Below are 15,661 nucleotides of genomic sequence, written 5' to 3' on the forward strand. Positions count from 1 at the left end.
GGGCCTCACCGCCTGGGGGGTGCGTCGAGGACGGCTTCCGCGGCGACCGCGCGGAAGCTGCGGACGGTATGGCTCCATCGGAAGCGGTCGGCGCGTTGCCGTGCGGCCTCGCCCAGTGCCTGGCGGCGGGGGGCGCTGAGCGCGAGGGTGCACCAGTGCGCGGCGAACGAGCTCTCGCCGCGGGCCAGCAGGCCGGTGGCCCCGTCCTCGACGGAGTCCCGCAGGCCGGGGATGTCGAAGCCGACGGTCGGGGTGCGGCGGGCGGCGGCCTCCATCACCACCAGGCCCCACCCCTCGATCAGCGAGGGGTGCAGCAACAGCCAGGCGGAGCAGAGCAGTTCGTGCTTGCGCTGCTCGGAGACATGGCCGGTGAAGGTGACGCCGGGGCCGGCCTGCGCGGTCAGCCGGGCGCGCTCCGGCCCGTCACCGACGATCACCAGATGGCCGCCGGTCACCGGCCGGACCCGCTCCCACAGCCGCAGCAGCAGATCGATCCGCTTGTACTCCACGAGCCGCCCCATGGCCAGGAACAGCGGTTCGGGGGACTTGGGGGCCAGCGCGCCGGGCTCCTCCACGCCGTTGTGGACGAGCCGGATCCGGCCGGGGTCCACGCCGAGGCCGCGCAGTGCGGACGCGGTGGACCCGGAGACCGCGACCATCAGGTTGCGGTGGTGGGTGGCGGCCAGCGCCCAGTGCTCCAGCCGGCGGCCGAGCCGGGCCGCCGGCGCCGGGTAGCGCAGCCGCCACAGATCCGTGTGGACGTGGTTGACCAGGCACAACGTCGGGCCGCGGTGCCACAGCGGTGCGAGGTAGGGCAGGCCGTTGCAGACCTCGACCAGCAGATCGCAGGAGCCGGCGCGGCGGGCCAACTGGCGCGGTGCGCGCAGGAAGTGGCCGGCGTCGCCGCCCGCGGACACCACCCGGTAGTCCCGCGCGGCCGCGGGCCCGCCGCACAGCAGGGTCACCTCGTGGCCGTGCGCGGTCAGTCCCGCGGCGATCCGGTCCACCAGGAGTTCGGAGCCGCCGGCGGCGGGGTTGCCCAGGTCGCGGCGGGCGAGGAAGACGATCCGGCGGGGGAGCGGGGGTCGGCCGGCGGCAGGGGGAGTGCCGGCCGGCGGCGCGGAGGCCGCCGGGGGCGGCGAGGGGCGTACGTACGGGGGCATGAGCGATCCAACTCGTCTCAGGGTGCGGTACCGGCGGTGGGGGACGTACTGCGTACTGAGTCGTGCGGGGCCGTGCTGCGCCGTGGGGTGGACAGTTTTCGCCCGGCCGGTGCGCCGCGGCTACTCACCGGGGTGACAAAAACGGGTCCGAACCTGACTGACGGTTCATCACTTCGCTCCGCGGCCGGGCCGCCGGCCGCGCGCCACCCACCCCGCCCCGGCCACCGCCAGCACCCCGCCCGCCACCGCGGCCCCCACCGGCAGCGTCCGGCCGACCAGCGCCAGCTTGTCGCTGTCGGCCTTCGCCAGCCGCACCTGCGCGCGCTGGGTCGCCGGTGTGAACCCCAGCTGCCGGCCGTGCAGCAGCACCACCGCATCGCGCCGGGAGCCGGGGGCCCGCAGGGTCTTGAGCGGGGAGATCGCGGCATGGATGATCCGGCCGGTGCGCTGCTCGACGACCAGCTCGATACCGGAGTTGGCGTACCACTCCTCGGCCTGGATCTGCCCCTGTCCGCCCCGCCCGACCAGCCGCCCGGGGACCTGCCGGCTGCCGGTTCTGGTCGGCGGCACCGTCCCGGTGAAGCGGTAGCCCTCATAGCCCTGGATGTGCCGGGTGCCGGCGTAGCGGAGCGGGACGGCCGCGCCCAGGGTGTTGTCCCACCAGCGGTAGCCCTTCTTCTGCACGTCGAAGGGGAACTTGAGGTACGCGTCGCCGTCGAAGCGGGTCGGGGCCTCCGCGCAGCAGTGCACCGGGGCGTTGGTGTGCCGGTCGGTGACCCAGCGTTCGGTGGTCCACTGGAAGGCCCTGCGCGGGTCCTTCAGCGGCAGCGTCCGCGGGGTGTCGACCGTGGTGGAGACGTCCCACACGGCCCGCCCGCTGCGCTCGCTCGCCGCGACATCGCCCAGCACGTGCCGGGTGATGGTGATCTTCTGCCGGTCCCTGGTGCGCAGCGCGGCGGTGTCGAAGTAGCTGCCGGTGCCGGTGAAGACGGTGGTGGCATCGATGTCGATCGGGGTGACCTTGGCCCGTGGCGCGACGTACCAGGCCAGCAGGGGGGCCAGGACCAGCAGGAAGACGCCGAGTCCGAGGACGGCCAGGGACGGCGGCGAGGCGGTGCGGGCGGCGGCGGAGGGGGTGGCGGACTTGCCGGATGCGGGCATACGGGCACTCCTGGAAGCGGTGGGGGATCACGCTCTGGTGCACGTGCGGGGCGCCGTGGCCGGTCCGGTGCGTGCGCTCCCGGCGGCCCCGGACGCCATGGGCCGGGAACGTAAGGGAACTCTTGACAGGGAGTCAATGCCCTTCCACACTCGGCAGGCACCACGACGGAAGTGGTGCCGCGCTGTGGGACGCGGCGCCGGGCCGGCCCTGATCCCTCGCACTCCGGGCCGTGCGTGTGCCGTACCAGCCTCGACGGAGACCGGCCGAGGGTCTTGGGGCCGCTCCAGGCATCGACGAAGGGCCGCCGCGCCATGCACCGAATGCTCGCTGCCGTACTGACCGCTCTGGCCGCCGCCGCACTGGCCGTCGGCGTCGCGCTCGGCGTCGTCGCGGCGCTGGGCGCCACCCCGGAGCAGCCGAACGTGCCTCTGGTGACCTTCGGCCGGACCGGCGAGTAGGCGGGGGCGGCGTGCGAAGGAGGCCCGGGTGGTGACCGCCGTGCGTTCCGCCTGGCGGGAGGTCCCGCCCCACCAGGTGCGGCGGTTCGCCGCGCTGGCGCTGGACGAGGTGCCGTCCCTGGCCCAGGACATCCTGCGCGAGATCCGCCGGGAGTACCCCCAACTCCCCTTGGTTCACGATGAGTTCGGCGAGCCGAGGGCGCTGGTCGGCATCCGCCAGTCGCTGGAGCACTTCGTCGCCCATATGACGGCCGGTCTGGACCGTCCGCATGTCCACCCGAGGGTCTTCCAGGAGTTCGGCCGCGGCGAGGGCATCCAGGGCCGCAGCCTGGACGCCCTCCAGGCCGTCTACCGGCTGGGCGTACGGCTGGCCTGGCGCCGGCTCGCCGAGATCGGCCAGCAGGTCGCCATCCCCGCGCCGGCGATGTACGAGCTGGCCGAGTCCGGGTTCGAGTACCTCGACGGACTGGTCGCCGAGTCCGTACGCGGCTATGCCGAGGCCGCCGCCCGGCAGGCCGGTGAGCGGCTGCGGCTGCAACGCGGCCTGATGGAGCTGCTGTTCGCCGGTGCCGGCAGGAGGCGGCGCGGCAAGGGCTCCGGCGCCGCGGGGGCCGCCGCGCTGCTGCCGGCGCTCGCCGAGCGGGCCGCGCGGATCGGCTGGCCGCTGCCCGAGCAGGTCGCCGTCGCGGTCCTGCTGCGGCCGGCCCGCGAGGCGGTGGCGCCCGCCGTCGCCTCGGACGTCCTGCTGGACATGGAGTGCGAACGGCCGCGGATGGTGGTGCCGGAACCGGACGCCCCGGGGCGGCGCGAGCTGCTGGCGCGCGCGGCGGCCGGCTGGTCGGGCGCCATCGGGCCCGCCGTACCGCTGCTGGACGCCGCGAAGTCGCTGCGCTGGGCCGGGGCGGCGGTCGATCTGACCGAGCGCGGACTGCTGCCCGCCGGCGAGCTGCTGCAGTGCACCGAGCACACCGAGGCGCTGGTCCTGCTGCCGCCCGAGGAGCTGATCGAGGACCTCACCCGCCGCCGGCTCGCCCCCCTGGAGAGCTGTGGCCCCACCCACGGGCGCCGGCTCGCCCAGACCCTGCTCGCCTGGCTGGAGACCCGCGGCGGGGCCCCGGAGATCGCCGACCGGCTCGGCGTCCATCCGCAGACCGTGCGCTACCGGCTGCGCCAGATACGGGAGTTATGGGGCGGGGAGATGGACGACCCGGACCGCCGCTTCGAACTGGAGCTGGTGTTACGGGCCCGCCGGCTGCGCGGGGAGCTGACCTGACCGGCCGCGCGGGACCGGCGGACGCACCGGCGGCTCCCTGAGGACCGGGCAACCTCCGGCGGCCCGCGGCCGGTTCAGCCGCCCGCGCCGCCTTCGGCCGCCCGGCGCCCGACCAGCACCTCCATGCCGTCCAGGAGCCGCGCCAGCCCGAACTCGAAGAGCGTCTCCAGGGTCACCGCGCCCTCCCCGACCCCGTCGATGCCCGCGTACATGGGGTAGGAGCCGGACCGCAGGATGCCCTCGAACACCGGGTCCATGGAGGCCATCCACTGGTTCTGGTCCATCCCCGTCTCCTGCTCGGCCTCCAGGTCGTCCTCGAAGCCGGCGGCGGTGGACCGCACGTAGTTCAGCAGGGTCACGGCCATGTAGATCAGGGTCAGCGGATCCATCCCCTCGACCCGCGCCATGGTCCACTCGATCAGCGCCATCGCCTGCGGCATCGGCCGCGGTCGGGTGATCGACAGATACTGCGCCAGCCACGGATGCCGCTGGTAGAGCTCCCATTGCAGCCGGGCGCCCGCCTCCATCCGCTCCCGCCAGCCCTCCGGTGCCGGCCGGGGCGGCGCGACCTCGGCGAACGCGGCCTCCGCCATCAGCAGCTCCAGCTCGTCCTTGTTGGCGACATGGCGGTAGAGCGCCATCGAGGACACCCCGAACTCGGCGGCGACCCGGCGCATCGACAGCCCGCGCAGCCCCTCGGCGTCGGCGACCTTGATGGCGGCCCGTACGACGCGTTCGCGGCTGAGCCCGCCGTCCGCCTCGCGCGGCCGGCGCTCGCGCGCGGCCTCGCTTCGGGGCGCCCGCTCCTGTTCGGCCACGACCGTGCCCACGCCCGGTACGGCCCGTACGAGCCCCTCCTGGCGCAGCGTCGTCAGCACCTTGGTGGCGGTCGCCATCGCCACGCCCCACTCCTGGGTGATCCGCCGGGTCGACGGCACCCGGTCGCCCGCCGTCAGCTCGCCGGCGTCGATGCGGCGCCGGATCTCCTCGACGATCCGCCGGTAGGGCGGCGGGGCCGACTGCTCCACGGGGCAACCTCCGTACTAGTGCACCAGGGGAATCTGCTCGCGGTGAGCGTAGCAGCGGGGGCGCCACCAGCGCCTCGCACTAGGGCGGTGCACTAGTGTGATGCAGCTCCAATTCCCTTATCGCTCCTGCTGTTTGCACCGTAAGCGCAATCTGCTTACCGTGTCAGCCATGTCGTTTACTTCGTACACACCCAAGCCGCTGGCCGGACGCCGGGAGTGGACCGCCCTGGGCGTCCTCCTGCTGCCCTGCCTCCTGGTCTCGATGGACGTCTCGGTGCTCTACTTCGCGGTGCCCTTCCTGACCGCGGAGCTGGAGCCCAGCAGCGTTCAGCAACTGTGGATCCTGGACGTCTACGGCTTCGTCCTGGCCGGCCTGCTGATCACCATGGGGGCGCTGGGCGACCGCATCGGCCGCCGCAAGCTGCTGCTGTCCGGCGCCCTGCTCTTCGGTCTCGCCTCCGGGGTCGCCGCGTACGCGCAGAGCGCCGAAACGCTGATCGCCGCCCGGGCGTTGCTCGGCGTCGGCGGTGCGACCCTGATGCCCTCCACGCTCGCGCTGATCCGCAACCTCTTCCACGACGCCAAGCAGCGCGGCACGGCGGTCGCGCTGTGGTCGACGGCGATCATGGGCGGGATCGCGGTCGGCCCGGTGCTCAGCGGGGTGCTGCTGGAGCACTTCTGGTGGGGCTCGGTCTTCCTGATCAACGCTCCGGTGATGGTGCTGCTGCTGGTCTGCGGCCCGCTGCTGCTGCCGGAGTACCGGAATCCGGCGGCCGGCCGCTTCGACCTGCCCGGCTCGCTGCTGTCCCTGCTCGCCATGCTGCCGATCGTCTACGGCATCAAGGAGATCGCCCGCGACGGCCTCGCGGCGCTGCCGGTCATCGCCCTGGCCGCCGGTCTGCTGGCCGGCGCGGCCTTCGTCCACCGCCAGCGCACCGCCCGCCACCCCATGCTCGACCTGGAGTTGTTCCGCCACCGCGGGTTCAGCGGGTCGGTGCTGATGAACTTGCTGGCGACGTTCGCCGTCGTCGGCTGCGCGGTGTTCTTCACCCAGTACCTGCAGACCGTACGGGGGATGAGCCCGCTGGAGGCGGCGCTGTGGAACCTGCTGCCGACGCTCGCGGTGGGCGGGATGGCGCCGCTGGCCGCCGTGCTCGGCCGGCGGATGGACCGGGCGTACGTCATCGCCGCGGGCTTCGCGGTCGCGGCCGGCGGCTTCGTCTGGCTGTCCTGGCTGGAGCCCGGCTCCGCCCTCTGGTACGTCCTGGTCGCCTCGTCCGTCTACGCCTCGGGCCTGGTGATGGTGATGTCCCTCGGCAACGAACTCGCCATCGGCGTCGCACCGCCCGAGCGCGCGGGCTCCGCCTCGGCGGTGCTGGAGTCCGGCACCGAACTGGGCGGCGCGCTGGGCATGGCGATCCTGGGCAGCATCGGCGGCGCGGTCTACCACGGCCGCATGGCCGACGCGCTGCCCGCCGGTCTCCCCGCCGGGGCGGCCGACGCGGCACGCGAGACCCTGGCGGGCGCCGCCGCGGTGGCCGGCGAACTGCCCGGCCGGGCGGGCCAGGCGCTGCTGGCCGCCGCCCGGACGGCCTTCACGGACGGGCTCCAGACGGCGGTGCTGTGCGCCGCGGGGGTGATGGCGGCCGCCGCGGTGCTGTCGGTGGTGCTGCTGCGCGGCCTGCGCACCACGGTGGCCGAGGAGCCGGGGGCGGCGGACGCGACCGGTCCGGCCGCCGCCCCCGCGCCCTCCGCCCCCGAGGTCGTCAGCTGAAGTCGAACTCGCCGGTGCGGGTCCGCTTCAGTTCGAAGAACTTGTCGTAACCGGCGAGGAGGCGCACGCCGTCGAAGATCCGCACCGCGTCCTCGCCGCGCGGGATCGCCATCAGCACCGGGCCGAAGAACGCGACCCCGTCGATGTGGATCGTGGGCGTGCCGACGTCCTCGCCGACGGGGTCCATGCCCTCGTGGTGGCTCTTGCGCAGCGCGTCGTCGTACGCCTCGCTGCCGGCGGCGCGGGCCAGCTCGGCCGGCAGCCCGACCTCGGCCAGCGCCTCCTCGATGACGGCGGCGGTGTCCTGGCGGCCGTCGTTGTGGATCCGGGTGCCGAGCGCGGTGTACAGATCGCGCAGCACCTCCTCGCCGTGCTCCTGGGCGGCCGCGATGCACACCCGCACCGGGCCCCAGCCCGCGTCCAGCAGCTCGCGGTACTTCTCGGGAAGGTCCTCGCGGCCCTCGTTGAGCACGGACAGGCTCATCACCCGGAACCGCAGGTCCAGGTCGCGGTGCCGCTCGACCTCCAGGATCCAGCGCGAGGTGATCCAGGCGAACGGGCAGATGGGGTCGAAGTAGAAGTCGACGGAGTGGCGGGTGCTGCTCGGGTTGGTCATGGGGTGAGGTTAGAACGCCGCCGCTCGGTCCGTCCGGTCCACCTGCCCGCGACGATCGTGGGCCACTTCCCGCCGCGCCCCCGCACGGGCCCGGTGGGGGGGCGCCGGTCTCACTCCGGCGATATGCCCAGCATCCGCTGCAGCAGCTCCTTGAGCAGTGTGCGCTCGGCGACCGACAGCTTGCCGAGGGGCTCGCGGGCGAAGCCGAGGGAGGCCCGCAGCGCCGCGGCCGTGCGCGCGCCCTCGGCGGTCGGGGCGGCGAGCTTGACCCGGCGGTCGGCCGGGTCGGGGCGGCGCTCGACCAGGCCGCGGGACTCCAGGCGGTCCACGATGCCGGTGATGTTCGACGGCTCGCACTTCAGCCGCTGGGCGACCTTGCGCATGGGCAGCGGCTCGACGCAGAGCAGGCCGAGCACCCGGGCCTGCGCGCCGGTGAGGGAGTGCTCGGCGGCGGCGTGCTCGTACTCCTCGTAGTAGCGGGCGACGACGGTGCCGATGAGATCGACGACCTCGACGGTCAAGGGGTCCGGGCGCACTGTCATGGGCACCAGGATACCCAATTACTTGACAGCATGAAATATCGAGGAGCATCATTGTTTCAGTACCTGAAGCATTAGGAAGGACCGCGCTCATGTCCGCACTGCCCACGACCGGCCGCGAATGGCACCTCGTCGCCCGCCCGCACGGCTGGCCCACCCCGGACGACTTCGCGCTGCGCGAGGCCGCGGTGCCCGAGGTCGGCGAGGGCCAGGTCCTCGTCCGCACCAAGCACTTCTCGGTCGACCCGTACATGCGCGGCCGGATGAACGACGTGAAGTCCTACGTCCCGCCCTTCCAGCTCGACCAGCCGATGGAGGGCGGCGCGGTCGGCGAGGTCATCGCCTCGCGCGCCGACTCCCTCGCCGTCGGCGACCACGTCCTGCACGGCCTCGGCTGGCGTGAGTACGCGGTCCTGGACGCCCAGCGCGTCGCCAAGGTCGACCCGTCGCTGGCCCCCCTCACCGCCTACCTCGGCGTGCTCGGCATGCCGGGCCTGACCGCCTACGCGGGCCTGCTGGAGGTCGCGTCCTTCAAGGAGGGCGACGCCGTCTTCGTCTCCGGCGCGGCCGGCGCGGTCGGCAGCGAGGTCGGCCAGATCGCCAGGCTCAAGGGCGCCTCCCGGGTCATCGGCTCGGCCGGCTCCGACGAGAAGGTCAGGCTCCTGGTCGAGGAGTACGGCTTCGACGCCGCGTTCAACTACAAGAACGGCGATGTCGCCAAGCAGCTGAAGGAGGCCGCGCCGGACGGTATCGACGTCTACTTCGACAACGTCGGCGGCGACCACCTCGAAGCGGCCATCTCCTCCCTGCACGTGCACGGCCGGGTCGCCATCTGCGGCATGATCTCGATGTACAACGCCACCGAGCCGAACCCCGCACCGCGCAACCTCGCGCAGGTCATCGGCAAGCGACTGCGCCTGCAGGGCCTGATCGTCACCGACCACTACGCGCTCCAGCCGCAGTTCGTCCAGGAGGTCTCCGCCTGGATCCGCTCCGGTGAGCTGAAGTACCGCGAGACCAAGGTCTCCGGCATCGACAACGGCGTCGAGGCGTTCCTGGGCCTGCTGCGCGGTGAGAACACCGGAAAGATGATCGTGAGCCTGGACGACTGAGCGCCGTCCCGGCCCATGGCCGCCCGATCCGCACCCGGCCGCGGGAGTCCGCCGGCCGCGGTGCGGACGCGGGCCGCGGTGCGGACGCCGGCCCGGGCCGCGCGGAAATCCCCTTGCCGGGGGCGCCGGCCGGCACCAGGGTCCGGCCCATGACAGAGATCACCGTGCGCCCCCTGGAGCCCGACGACTGGGCCCGCTACCGCACCGTCCGCCTGGCGGCCCTGGCCGACGCCCCCGAGGCGTTCGGCTCCACCCTGGCCCGCGAACGGGCCTTCACGGAGCGCGACTGGCGCGCGCGGCTCACCCACCGCAGCCAGTTCCTCGCCGAGGACGACGCCGGGGCCTGCGGACTGATCGGCATCGTCCCGACCGACCCCGGCGCCGCCGAGCTGGTGTCCCTGTGGGTGAGCCCCGCCGCACGCGGCCGCGGCGCCGGCGACCTCCTGGTCCGCGAGGCGCTGCGCTGGGCGAACGACCACGCCCGCCCCCAGGTCCGCCTCTGGGTCACGGAGGGCAACGCACCCGCGGAGCACCTCTACACCCGCCACGGCTTCCAGCGAACGGGCCGGATCCAGCCCGTACGCCCCGGATCCCCCCACCAGGAATTCGCCATGCTCCGCCCTGCACCGCGGGGGCTTGCGCCGGCCCGTTAGGCTCGGCGGCAAGCCGTCGCGATCCGTGGGCGCGAGTCGCGGCGAATCACAGGAGGATCTCGTATGTCCATCCAGACCGTCGACGTCGTCTACACCGCCGTCGCCACCGCCGAGAACGGCCGTGACGGCCGCGTCGCCAGCGACGACGGCAAGCTCGACGTGGTCGTCAACCCGCCCAAGGAGCAGGGCGGCAGCGGCGCCGGCACCAATCCCGAGCAGCTCTTCGCGGCCGGTTACAGCGCCTGCTTCCAGGGCGCGCTCAGCGTCGTCGCCCGCCAGGAGAACGCCGATGTCTCGGGCTCCCGGGTGACCGCCAAGGTCGGTATCGGCAAGACCCCGGACGGCGGTTTCGGCCTCACGGTCGAGATCTCCGCCTCGATCCCGAACGTCGACGCGGCCACCGCCCAGGACCTCGTGGCGAAGGCGCACCAGGTCTGCCCGTACTCCCACGCCACCCGCGGCAACATCGACGTCAAGCTGACCGTCGCCTGATCCGCCGCCGACCGGCTACTCCCGCCAGGGCCGCATCCCGCGAAGGGGTGCGGCCCTGGTGCGTGTGGGGGCCGGAGCCGGGGCGGCCGGGAACACCCGTTCCCCGGGCGGGCCGGATTCCGCCCCGTGAGGGGCTCAACTCGCGCTATTCTCAACGGGCTTCATCGCGTTCCTCCCCACAGCTTCGCCGGTGTCACCGCCGGCGGAGGCCCTGACTTCCGGGGCCTGTCCGGAGGAGCGAGGAGGAGCGATGGACGATCAGGACACGGAGCAGGAGAGCGACCGATGGGCCCCGCCTGACAGGTGGCAGGTCGTACTCGGCGTGCTGAGCCTGCTGGTGGCGGTCGTCGCGTGTGTGGGGCAGTTCGCCCGGTAGTCGGCGGGCTGGGCCCACGGGTCCGGACACGGCCGGTGCGCGCCATCGAGGCGGGACGGTCAACGGGGGAGTGCCCGGGCCGAGCGTCCGCACGGCGCCGACAACCCCTCCGATGTGACTCAGGCAACATGCGCGGCGTCTTGACGCACCAGCCGTGTAATCGATTTCGTAGCCCCCACGAAAACCTCCTGAAATCGATTACACGTCGAGGACGCGAAGTCGTGCGCCCTCCTGGGCGGCCGGCGGTCGCACGGACAGAAACGGCAGCGGGGCCATGGCGAACATCAAAGAGGTGGCAGAGCGGGCAGGGGTCTCCGTCGCCACGGTCTCCCGGGTGCTCAACGGCCACAGCCCGGTCGCCGAGACCCGCGAACGGGTGCTGGCCGCCGTACGGGAACTGGGCTACCGCCCCAACAACGTCGCCCGCGCGCTGCGCACCGCCCGCACCGGCACGCTCGGCCTGATCATCAGCGACCTCACCAACCCCTTCTTCACCGAGCTGGCCGACGCCGTCGAGGACGCCGCCCGCAGCCTCGGCTACAGCCTGGTCATCGGCAACGCCGGCGAGCGCCCCGAGCAGCAGGACGACTACATCCGCACCCTGCTCGACCGCCGGATCGACGGCCTGCTGGTCAGCTCGGCCGGCACCGGCTCGGCGATGCTCGGCGAGGCCGTCGCCGCCGGCACCCCGCTGGTCCTGCTGGACCGCACCGTGCCCGGCGTCGACGCCCCCTGCGTACGCGCCGACGGCGCCGCCGCGCTCACCGGCCTCGCCGCCCACCTCGCCGCCCTCGGCCGCCGTCGCCCCGCGATCATCGTCGCGCCGGCCGGCACCCCCACCGGCGACGAGCGCCTCGAACTGTTCCGTACGGCGCTGGCCGGCCACGGCCTCGCCCTGCCCGACGAGCGGGTAGGCGCCACCCCCGATCTGACGCCCACCGGCGGCCGGCGGATGATGAGCGGCTTCCTCGACCTGCCCGAGCCGCCGGACGCGGTACTGGCCACCGACAACCTGATGGCGCTGGGCGCGATGGACGAACTCCGCGCCCGCGGGATGCGGGTGCCCGACGACATGGCGCTGGTGGTCTACGACGACGTGCCGTGGTTCACCCATACCGACCCGCCGCTGACCGCCATCGCCCAGCCCACCCGCGAACTGGGCCGGGCCGCCGTCGCCACCCTCCTGGAGCGGATCGAGGGCCGGCCCGCCGACTCGGTGCTGCTGCCCGCCCGGCTGGTGGTCCGGCGCTCCTGCGGCGAGACCGGCGGCCAGGACCCATCGGACAGGCCCTAGCGGTACGGCGAGCCGCAGTCCGGACCGAGAGCCACAAGGGGACCCGAAGAAGAGAGGGGGAGCGCATGACCGGCGTCAACGACGACGTACCGGGCGGCCGCGAACTGCTGCGCGTGGAGGGGGTGACGAAGTCGTTCCCGGGCGTCCGCGCGCTGGACGGCGTGGACCTGGGCCTGCGCGGCGGCGAGGTGCACGTCCTGCTCGGCGAGAACGGTGCGGGCAAGAGCACCCTGATCAAGATGCTCTCCGGCGCCCACCGCCCCGACGCGGGCCGCATCCTCGTCGACGGCGGGCCGCACGGCGCGCCCCATGGCCTGCGCGAGGTGCACATCCGCTCCGCGCGGGACGCCGAGCGCCTCCGCATCGCCACGATCCACCAGGAGTTCAACCTCGTCCCCGGGCTGACCGTCGCCGAGAACCTCTTCCTGGGCCGCCAGCCGCGCACCGCACTCGGCCTGATCGACCGCAAGGCCCTGCGCGCCCGCGCCGCCGAACTGCTCGCCCGCGTGGGCCTGGACGTCTCCCCGGACACCCCGGTCGCCGAACTGGGCATCGCCCGGCGCCAGATGGTCGAGATCGCCAAGGCGCTCGGCCTCGACGCCGGCATCCTGATCATGGACGAGCCGACCGCGGTGCTCACCTCCGAGGAGGTCGTCACCCTCTTCACGATCGTCCGCGAACTGCGCAACGCCGGCGTCGGCATCCTCTTCATCACCCACCACCTGGAGGAGATCGGCGCGCTCGGCGACCGGGTCACCGTCCTGCGCGACGGCCGCTCGGTCGCCGAGGTCCCCGCGTCCACCGACCAGGACGAGCTGATCCGCCTGATGGTGGGCCGGGACATCGCCGAGCAGTACCCGCGGGTGCGCCCCGACGAGCCGGGTGCGCCCCTGCTGCGGGTCCGCGGGCTGACCCGCCACGGGACGGCGGCCGGGCCGGTCTTCGAGGGCGTCGACTTCGAGGTGCGGGCCGGAGAGGTGGTGGGCCTGGCCGGACTGGTCGGCGCGGGCCGCACCGAGGTCGTCCGGGCCGTCTTCGGCGTGGACCGCTATGACGCCGGCACGGTCGAGGTCGACGGTGAGGCGCTGGCCGGCGGCGATGTGCGCGCCGCGATGCGCGCCGGCCTCGGCCTCGTACCGGAGGACCGCAAGGGCCAGGGCCTGATCCTGGACGCGTCCCTCCAGGACAACCTCACCCTCGCCCGGCTCGACCGCGACACCCGCGGCGGGCTGGTGGACCGCGCTGCCCAGCGGCGCGAAGCGGCCGCCGTCGCCGAGCGGTTGAAGGTGCGGATGAGCGGTCTGGCGCAGCCCGCCCGTACGCTCTCCGGCGGCAACCAGCAGAAGATCGTCATCGGCAAGTGGCTGCTGGCGGACACCAGGCTGCTGATCCTCGACGAACCCACCCGCGGCATCGACGTCGGCGCCAAGGTCGAGATCTACCGGCTCGTCAACGAACTGACGGCGGCCGGCCGCGCGGTGCTGATGATCTCCAGCGATCTGCCCGAGGTGCTCGGCATGAGCGACCGGGTGCTGGTGATGTCCCAGGGCCGGCTGGTCGGCGAGCTGCCGGCCGAAGCCGCCACCCAGGACGCCGTGATGGAGCTCGCGCTGCGGTCCCCGCACGGCACCCCCGACGGCAACCACACCAACGAGAGCGCGATGGAGGGCTCCGATGTCCGCTGAGGTGAAGACGGCGGCCGCCGCCGAGGCGGTGGGACGGGCACCGGTCCGGGGCGGCCCGGGGCCGTGGTTCTCCCGGGCGGTCCTCAAAAACGGCCCGCTCGGCGGACTGATCGCCCTGGTCGTCGTGATGGCCGCGCTGTCCGGGGACTTCCTCAACGGACAGAACCTCCTCAACGTCGGCGTCCAGGCGTCGGTCACCGCGATCCTCGCCTTCGGCGTCACCTTCGTGATCGTCTCCGCCGGTATCGACCTGTCCGTCGGCTCGGTCGCGGCGCTCAGCGCCACCGTCGTCGCCTGGGCGGCCGGCGGCGGGGGCCTGCCGGTCTGGGCGGCGGTGCTGCTCGGCCTCGCGGTCGGCGCGGCGGCCGGACTGGTCTCCGGTGCCCTGGTCGCCTACGGCCGGCTGCCCGCCTTCATCGCCACCCTGGCGATGCTCTCGGTCGGCCGCGGTCTGGCGCTGGTCGTCTCCGGCGGCTCGCCGATCGCCTTCCCCGGCTCGGTCGCCCGGCTCGGCGACACCCTCGGCGGCTGGCTGCCGGTACCCGTCCTCGTCATGATCGTGATGGGGCTGGTCGCCGCACTGGTCCTGGCCCGTACGTACACCGGACGCGCGATGTTCGCGATCGGCGGCAACGAGGAGGCGGCCCGGCTCTGCGGCATCGACGTCAAGCGCCGCAAGCTCGTCATCTACGCGCTGTCCGGGCTGTTCGCGGCGGTGGCCGGCATCGTGCTCGCGGCCCGGCTCACCTCCGCCCAGCCGCAGGCCGCGGTCGGATACGAGCTGGACGCGATCGCCGCCGTGGTGATCGGCGGGGCCAGCCTCTCCGGCGGCTCCGGGAAGGCGTCCGGCACCCTCATCGGCGCGCTGATCCTCGCCGTGCTGCGCAACGGCCTCAACCTGCTGAGCGTCTCGGCGTTCTGGCAGCAGGTGGCCACCGGGCTGGTCATCGCGCTGGCGGTGCTGCTGGACACGCTGCGCCGCCGGAGCGCGCGATGACCGCCCGGGGCCGGAGCGCGGCGACGGACCGGACGGCACGGACCGTGCGCCTCGGGAGGGCCGTCGGGCGCGGGGCGATCGCCCGGGCCAGGGCGCCGCTGGCGGCCGGACTGGCCGCGACCGTGGCCCTCGGGCTGGCCGGCTGCGACCGCGGCGGCGACACCGACCTGGGGCTCGCGCTGTCCACGATGAACAATCCGTTCTTCGTCGGCATCAAGGAAGGCGCCCAGGCCGAGGCGGACGCCCGTGGGCTGCACATCAACATCACCGACGCGCAGAACGACCCCACCCAGCAGATCAACCAGATGGAGACGTTCACCAGCCAGAACGTCCGGGCCGCGATCATCAACCCGGTCGACTCCGACGCCGCCGTCCCGGCCGTCGGCGTCGCCAACCGGGCGAAGGTGCCGGTCATCTCCATCGACCGCGGTGTGAACGGCGGCACGGTCGACTCGACCATCGCCTCCGACAACGTCGCGGGCGGCCGGCTCGCCGCGCGGACGCTGGCCGCATCGCTCGGCGGCAAGGGCAAGGTGGCCTTCCTGGAGGGCCAGCCCGGCACCTCCGCCGCGCGCGAGCGCGGCCGGGGCTTCGAAGAGGGCATCAGGAAGTACCCCGGCATCCAGGTCGTCGCCCGCCAGCCCGCGGACTTCGACCGCACCAAGGGCATGGACGTGATGTCCAACATGCTCCAGGCGCACCGCGATATCGCCGGGGTGTTCGCCGCCAACGACGAGATGGCGCTCGGCGCGTCCAAGGCGCTGGGCGGGCGGTCCGGCAAGGACGTGAAGGTGGTGGCCTTCGACGGCACACCGGACGGCGTCGAGGCGGTCCGCGGCGGCACCCTGACCGCCACCGTCGCCCAGCAGCCGGAACTCCTGGGCAGGAAGGCCGTGGACTGGGCGCTGAAGGCCGCCCGCGGTGAGAGGCTGCCGAAGTCGGTCAAGGTGCCGGTGGTGCTGGTGACGGCGAAGAACGCCGCGAGGTTCGGCGGCTGAGACGGCGGACGGCCCGGCGGGTGGGACGGCGGACGAGACGG

14 protein-coding genes and 1 pseudogene are annotated in these 15,661 nt (G+C 73.6%); 10 read left to right on the forward strand and 5 right to left on the reverse strand.

The annotated features are described in order from the left end of the window. Positions 1-5: 5 nt before the first annotated feature. Together ACZ4NB_RS25390 and pgfA are read right to left on the reverse strand one after the other, a co-directional pair. A complete protein-coding gene (locus ACZ4NB_RS25390) occupies positions 6-1,163 on the reverse strand; it encodes a glycosyltransferase family 4 protein (protein WP_467665015.1) in 1,158 nt (385 codons plus the stop codon). A gap of 168 nt (positions 1,164-1,331) precedes the next feature. Beyond that, positions 1,332-2,324: a cell envelope lipid trafficking protein PgfA gene (pgfA, locus tag ACZ4NB_RS25395; RefSeq protein ID WP_467665017.1), complete on the reverse strand. Its 993-nt coding sequence runs from the start codon at positions 2,322-2,324 to the stop codon at positions 1,332-1,334. A 312-nt stretch (positions 2,325-2,636) separates the two neighbouring features. Here pgfA and ACZ4NB_RS25400 point away from each other — a divergent pair, with 312 nt between their 5' ends. Both ACZ4NB_RS25400 and ACZ4NB_RS25405 read left to right on the forward strand, forming a co-directional pair. Further along, complete coding sequence (locus tag ACZ4NB_RS25400; RefSeq protein WP_467665019.1) at positions 2,637-2,783, forward strand: hypothetical protein; 147 nt, start codon at positions 2,637-2,639, stop codon at positions 2,781-2,783. Positions 2,784-2,811: 28 nt separating this feature from the next. Next, a complete protein-coding gene (locus ACZ4NB_RS25405) occupies positions 2,812-4,056 on the forward strand; it encodes a PucR-like N-terminal domain-containing protein (RefSeq protein ID WP_467665021.1) in 1,245 nt (414 codons plus the stop codon). 74 nt (positions 4,057-4,130) lie between these two features. On the opposite strand, the gene ACZ4NB_RS25410 is transcribed toward ACZ4NB_RS25405, so the two are convergent. Beyond that, positions 4,131-5,084 (reverse strand): TetR/AcrR family transcriptional regulator, encoded by a 954-nt coding sequence (locus tag ACZ4NB_RS25410; RefSeq protein ID WP_467665023.1) that lies wholly within the window; start codon positions 5,082-5,084, stop codon positions 4,131-4,133. A 169-nt stretch (positions 5,085-5,253) separates the two neighbouring features. Between ACZ4NB_RS25410 and ACZ4NB_RS25415 the strand changes: the two genes are divergently transcribed. After that, positions 5,254-6,858: an MFS transporter gene (locus ACZ4NB_RS25415; RefSeq protein ID WP_467665025.1), complete on the forward strand. Its 1,605-nt coding sequence runs from the start codon at positions 5,254-5,256 to the stop codon at positions 6,856-6,858. Here the strand turns inward: ACZ4NB_RS25415 and ACZ4NB_RS25420 are convergent. Together ACZ4NB_RS25420 and ACZ4NB_RS25425 are read right to left on the reverse strand one after the other, a co-directional pair. Further along, positions 6,851-7,474, reverse strand: coding sequence for a mycothiol-dependent nitroreductase Rv2466c family protein (locus tag ACZ4NB_RS25420; protein WP_467665027.1), 624 nt, complete (start codon positions 7,472-7,474; stop codon positions 6,851-6,853). The two genes, ACZ4NB_RS25415 and ACZ4NB_RS25420, sit on opposite strands and share 8 nt — an antisense overlap. A gap of 110 nt (positions 7,475-7,584) precedes the next feature. Continuing rightward, positions 7,585-8,016 carry a MarR family winged helix-turn-helix transcriptional regulator gene (locus ACZ4NB_RS25425; protein WP_467665029.1) on the reverse strand — a complete coding sequence of 144 codons (432 nt, stop codon included), beginning with the start codon at positions 8,014-8,016 and terminating at the stop codon, positions 7,585-7,587. A gap of 89 nt (positions 8,017-8,105) precedes the next feature. On the opposite strand from ACZ4NB_RS25425, the gene ACZ4NB_RS25430 reads away from it, so the two are divergent. The 7 genes and pseudogenes from ACZ4NB_RS25430 (at position 8,106) to ACZ4NB_RS25460 (ending at position 15,620) form a co-directional block, all read left to right on the forward strand. Beyond that, complete coding sequence (locus ACZ4NB_RS25430) at positions 8,106-9,125, forward strand: NADP-dependent oxidoreductase (protein WP_467665031.1); 1,020 nt, start codon at positions 8,106-8,108, stop codon at positions 9,123-9,125. A gap of 149 nt (positions 9,126-9,274) precedes the next feature. Continuing rightward, positions 9,275-9,778 carry a GNAT family N-acetyltransferase gene (locus tag ACZ4NB_RS25435; protein WP_467665033.1) on the forward strand — a complete coding sequence of 168 codons (504 nt, stop codon included), beginning with the start codon at positions 9,275-9,277 and terminating at the stop codon, positions 9,776-9,778. Positions 9,779-9,841: 63 nt separating this feature from the next. Then, positions 9,842-10,270: an organic hydroperoxide resistance protein gene (locus tag ACZ4NB_RS25440; RefSeq protein ID WP_467665035.1), complete on the forward strand. Its 429-nt coding sequence runs from the start codon at positions 9,842-9,844 to the stop codon at positions 10,268-10,270. A 250-nt stretch (positions 10,271-10,520) separates the two neighbouring features. After that, entirely contained in the window at positions 10,521-10,646 is a 126-nt protein-coding gene (locus ACZ4NB_RS25445; protein ID WP_384427165.1) for a hypothetical protein, read from the forward strand. 274 nt (positions 10,647-10,920) lie between these two features. Then, positions 10,921-11,940 carry a LacI family DNA-binding transcriptional regulator gene (locus ACZ4NB_RS25450; protein WP_467665037.1) on the forward strand — a complete coding sequence of 340 codons (1,020 nt, stop codon included), beginning with the start codon at positions 10,921-10,923 and terminating at the stop codon, positions 11,938-11,940. Positions 11,941-12,005: 65 nt separating this feature from the next. Then, positions 12,006-13,625: a sugar ABC transporter ATP-binding protein gene (locus ACZ4NB_RS25455; protein ID WP_467665039.1), complete on the forward strand. Its 1,620-nt coding sequence runs from the start codon at positions 12,006-12,008 to the stop codon at positions 13,623-13,625. Further along, positions 13,615-15,620 (forward strand): annotated as a pseudogene (locus ACZ4NB_RS25460) (ABC transporter permease/substrate-binding protein). The gene ACZ4NB_RS25455 and the pseudogene ACZ4NB_RS25460 overlap by 11 nt, the downstream one beginning before the upstream one ends. Positions 15,621-15,661: the final 41 nt, after the last annotated feature.

It is taken from the genome of Streptomyces sp. NPDC026575 (assembly GCF_055567415.1).

What these genes read in the sequence shown, in the direction of transcription:
- ACZ4NB_RS25390 (WP_467665015.1), bottom strand. Translation starts at nt 1,163, where the DNA reads ATGCCCCCGTACGTACGCCCCTCGCCGCCCCCGGCGGCCTCCGCGCCG.
- pgfA (WP_467665017.1), bottom strand. Translation starts at nt 2,324, where the DNA reads ATGCCCGCATCCGGCAAGTCCGCCACCCCCTCCGCCGCCGCCCGCACC.
- ACZ4NB_RS25400 (WP_467665019.1), top strand. Translation starts at nt 2,637, where the DNA reads ATGCACCGAATGCTCGCTGCCGTACTGACCGCTCTGGCCGCCGCCGCA.
- ACZ4NB_RS25415 (WP_467665025.1), top strand. Translation starts at nt 5,254, where the DNA reads ATGTCGTTTACTTCGTACACACCCAAGCCGCTGGCCGGACGCCGGGAG.
- ACZ4NB_RS25420 (WP_467665027.1), bottom strand. Translation starts at nt 7,474, where the DNA reads ATGACCAACCCGAGCAGCACCCGCCACTCCGTCGACTTCTACTTCGAC.
- ACZ4NB_RS25425 (WP_467665029.1), bottom strand. Translation starts at nt 8,016, where the DNA reads ATGACAGTGCGCCCGGACCCCTTGACCGTCGAGGTCGTCGATCTCATC.
- ACZ4NB_RS25430 (WP_467665031.1), top strand. Translation starts at nt 8,106, where the DNA reads ATGTCCGCACTGCCCACGACCGGCCGCGAATGGCACCTCGTCGCCCGC.
- ACZ4NB_RS25435 (WP_467665033.1), top strand. Translation starts at nt 9,275, where the DNA reads ATGACAGAGATCACCGTGCGCCCCCTGGAGCCCGACGACTGGGCCCGC.
- ACZ4NB_RS25440 (WP_467665035.1), top strand. Translation starts at nt 9,842, where the DNA reads ATGTCCATCCAGACCGTCGACGTCGTCTACACCGCCGTCGCCACCGCC.
- ACZ4NB_RS25445 (WP_384427165.1), top strand. Translation starts at nt 10,521, where the DNA reads ATGGACGATCAGGACACGGAGCAGGAGAGCGACCGATGGGCCCCGCCT.
- ACZ4NB_RS25450 (WP_467665037.1), top strand. Translation starts at nt 10,921, where the DNA reads ATGGCGAACATCAAAGAGGTGGCAGAGCGGGCAGGGGTCTCCGTCGCC.
- ACZ4NB_RS25455 (WP_467665039.1), top strand. Translation starts at nt 12,006, where the DNA reads ATGACCGGCGTCAACGACGACGTACCGGGCGGCCGCGAACTGCTGCGC.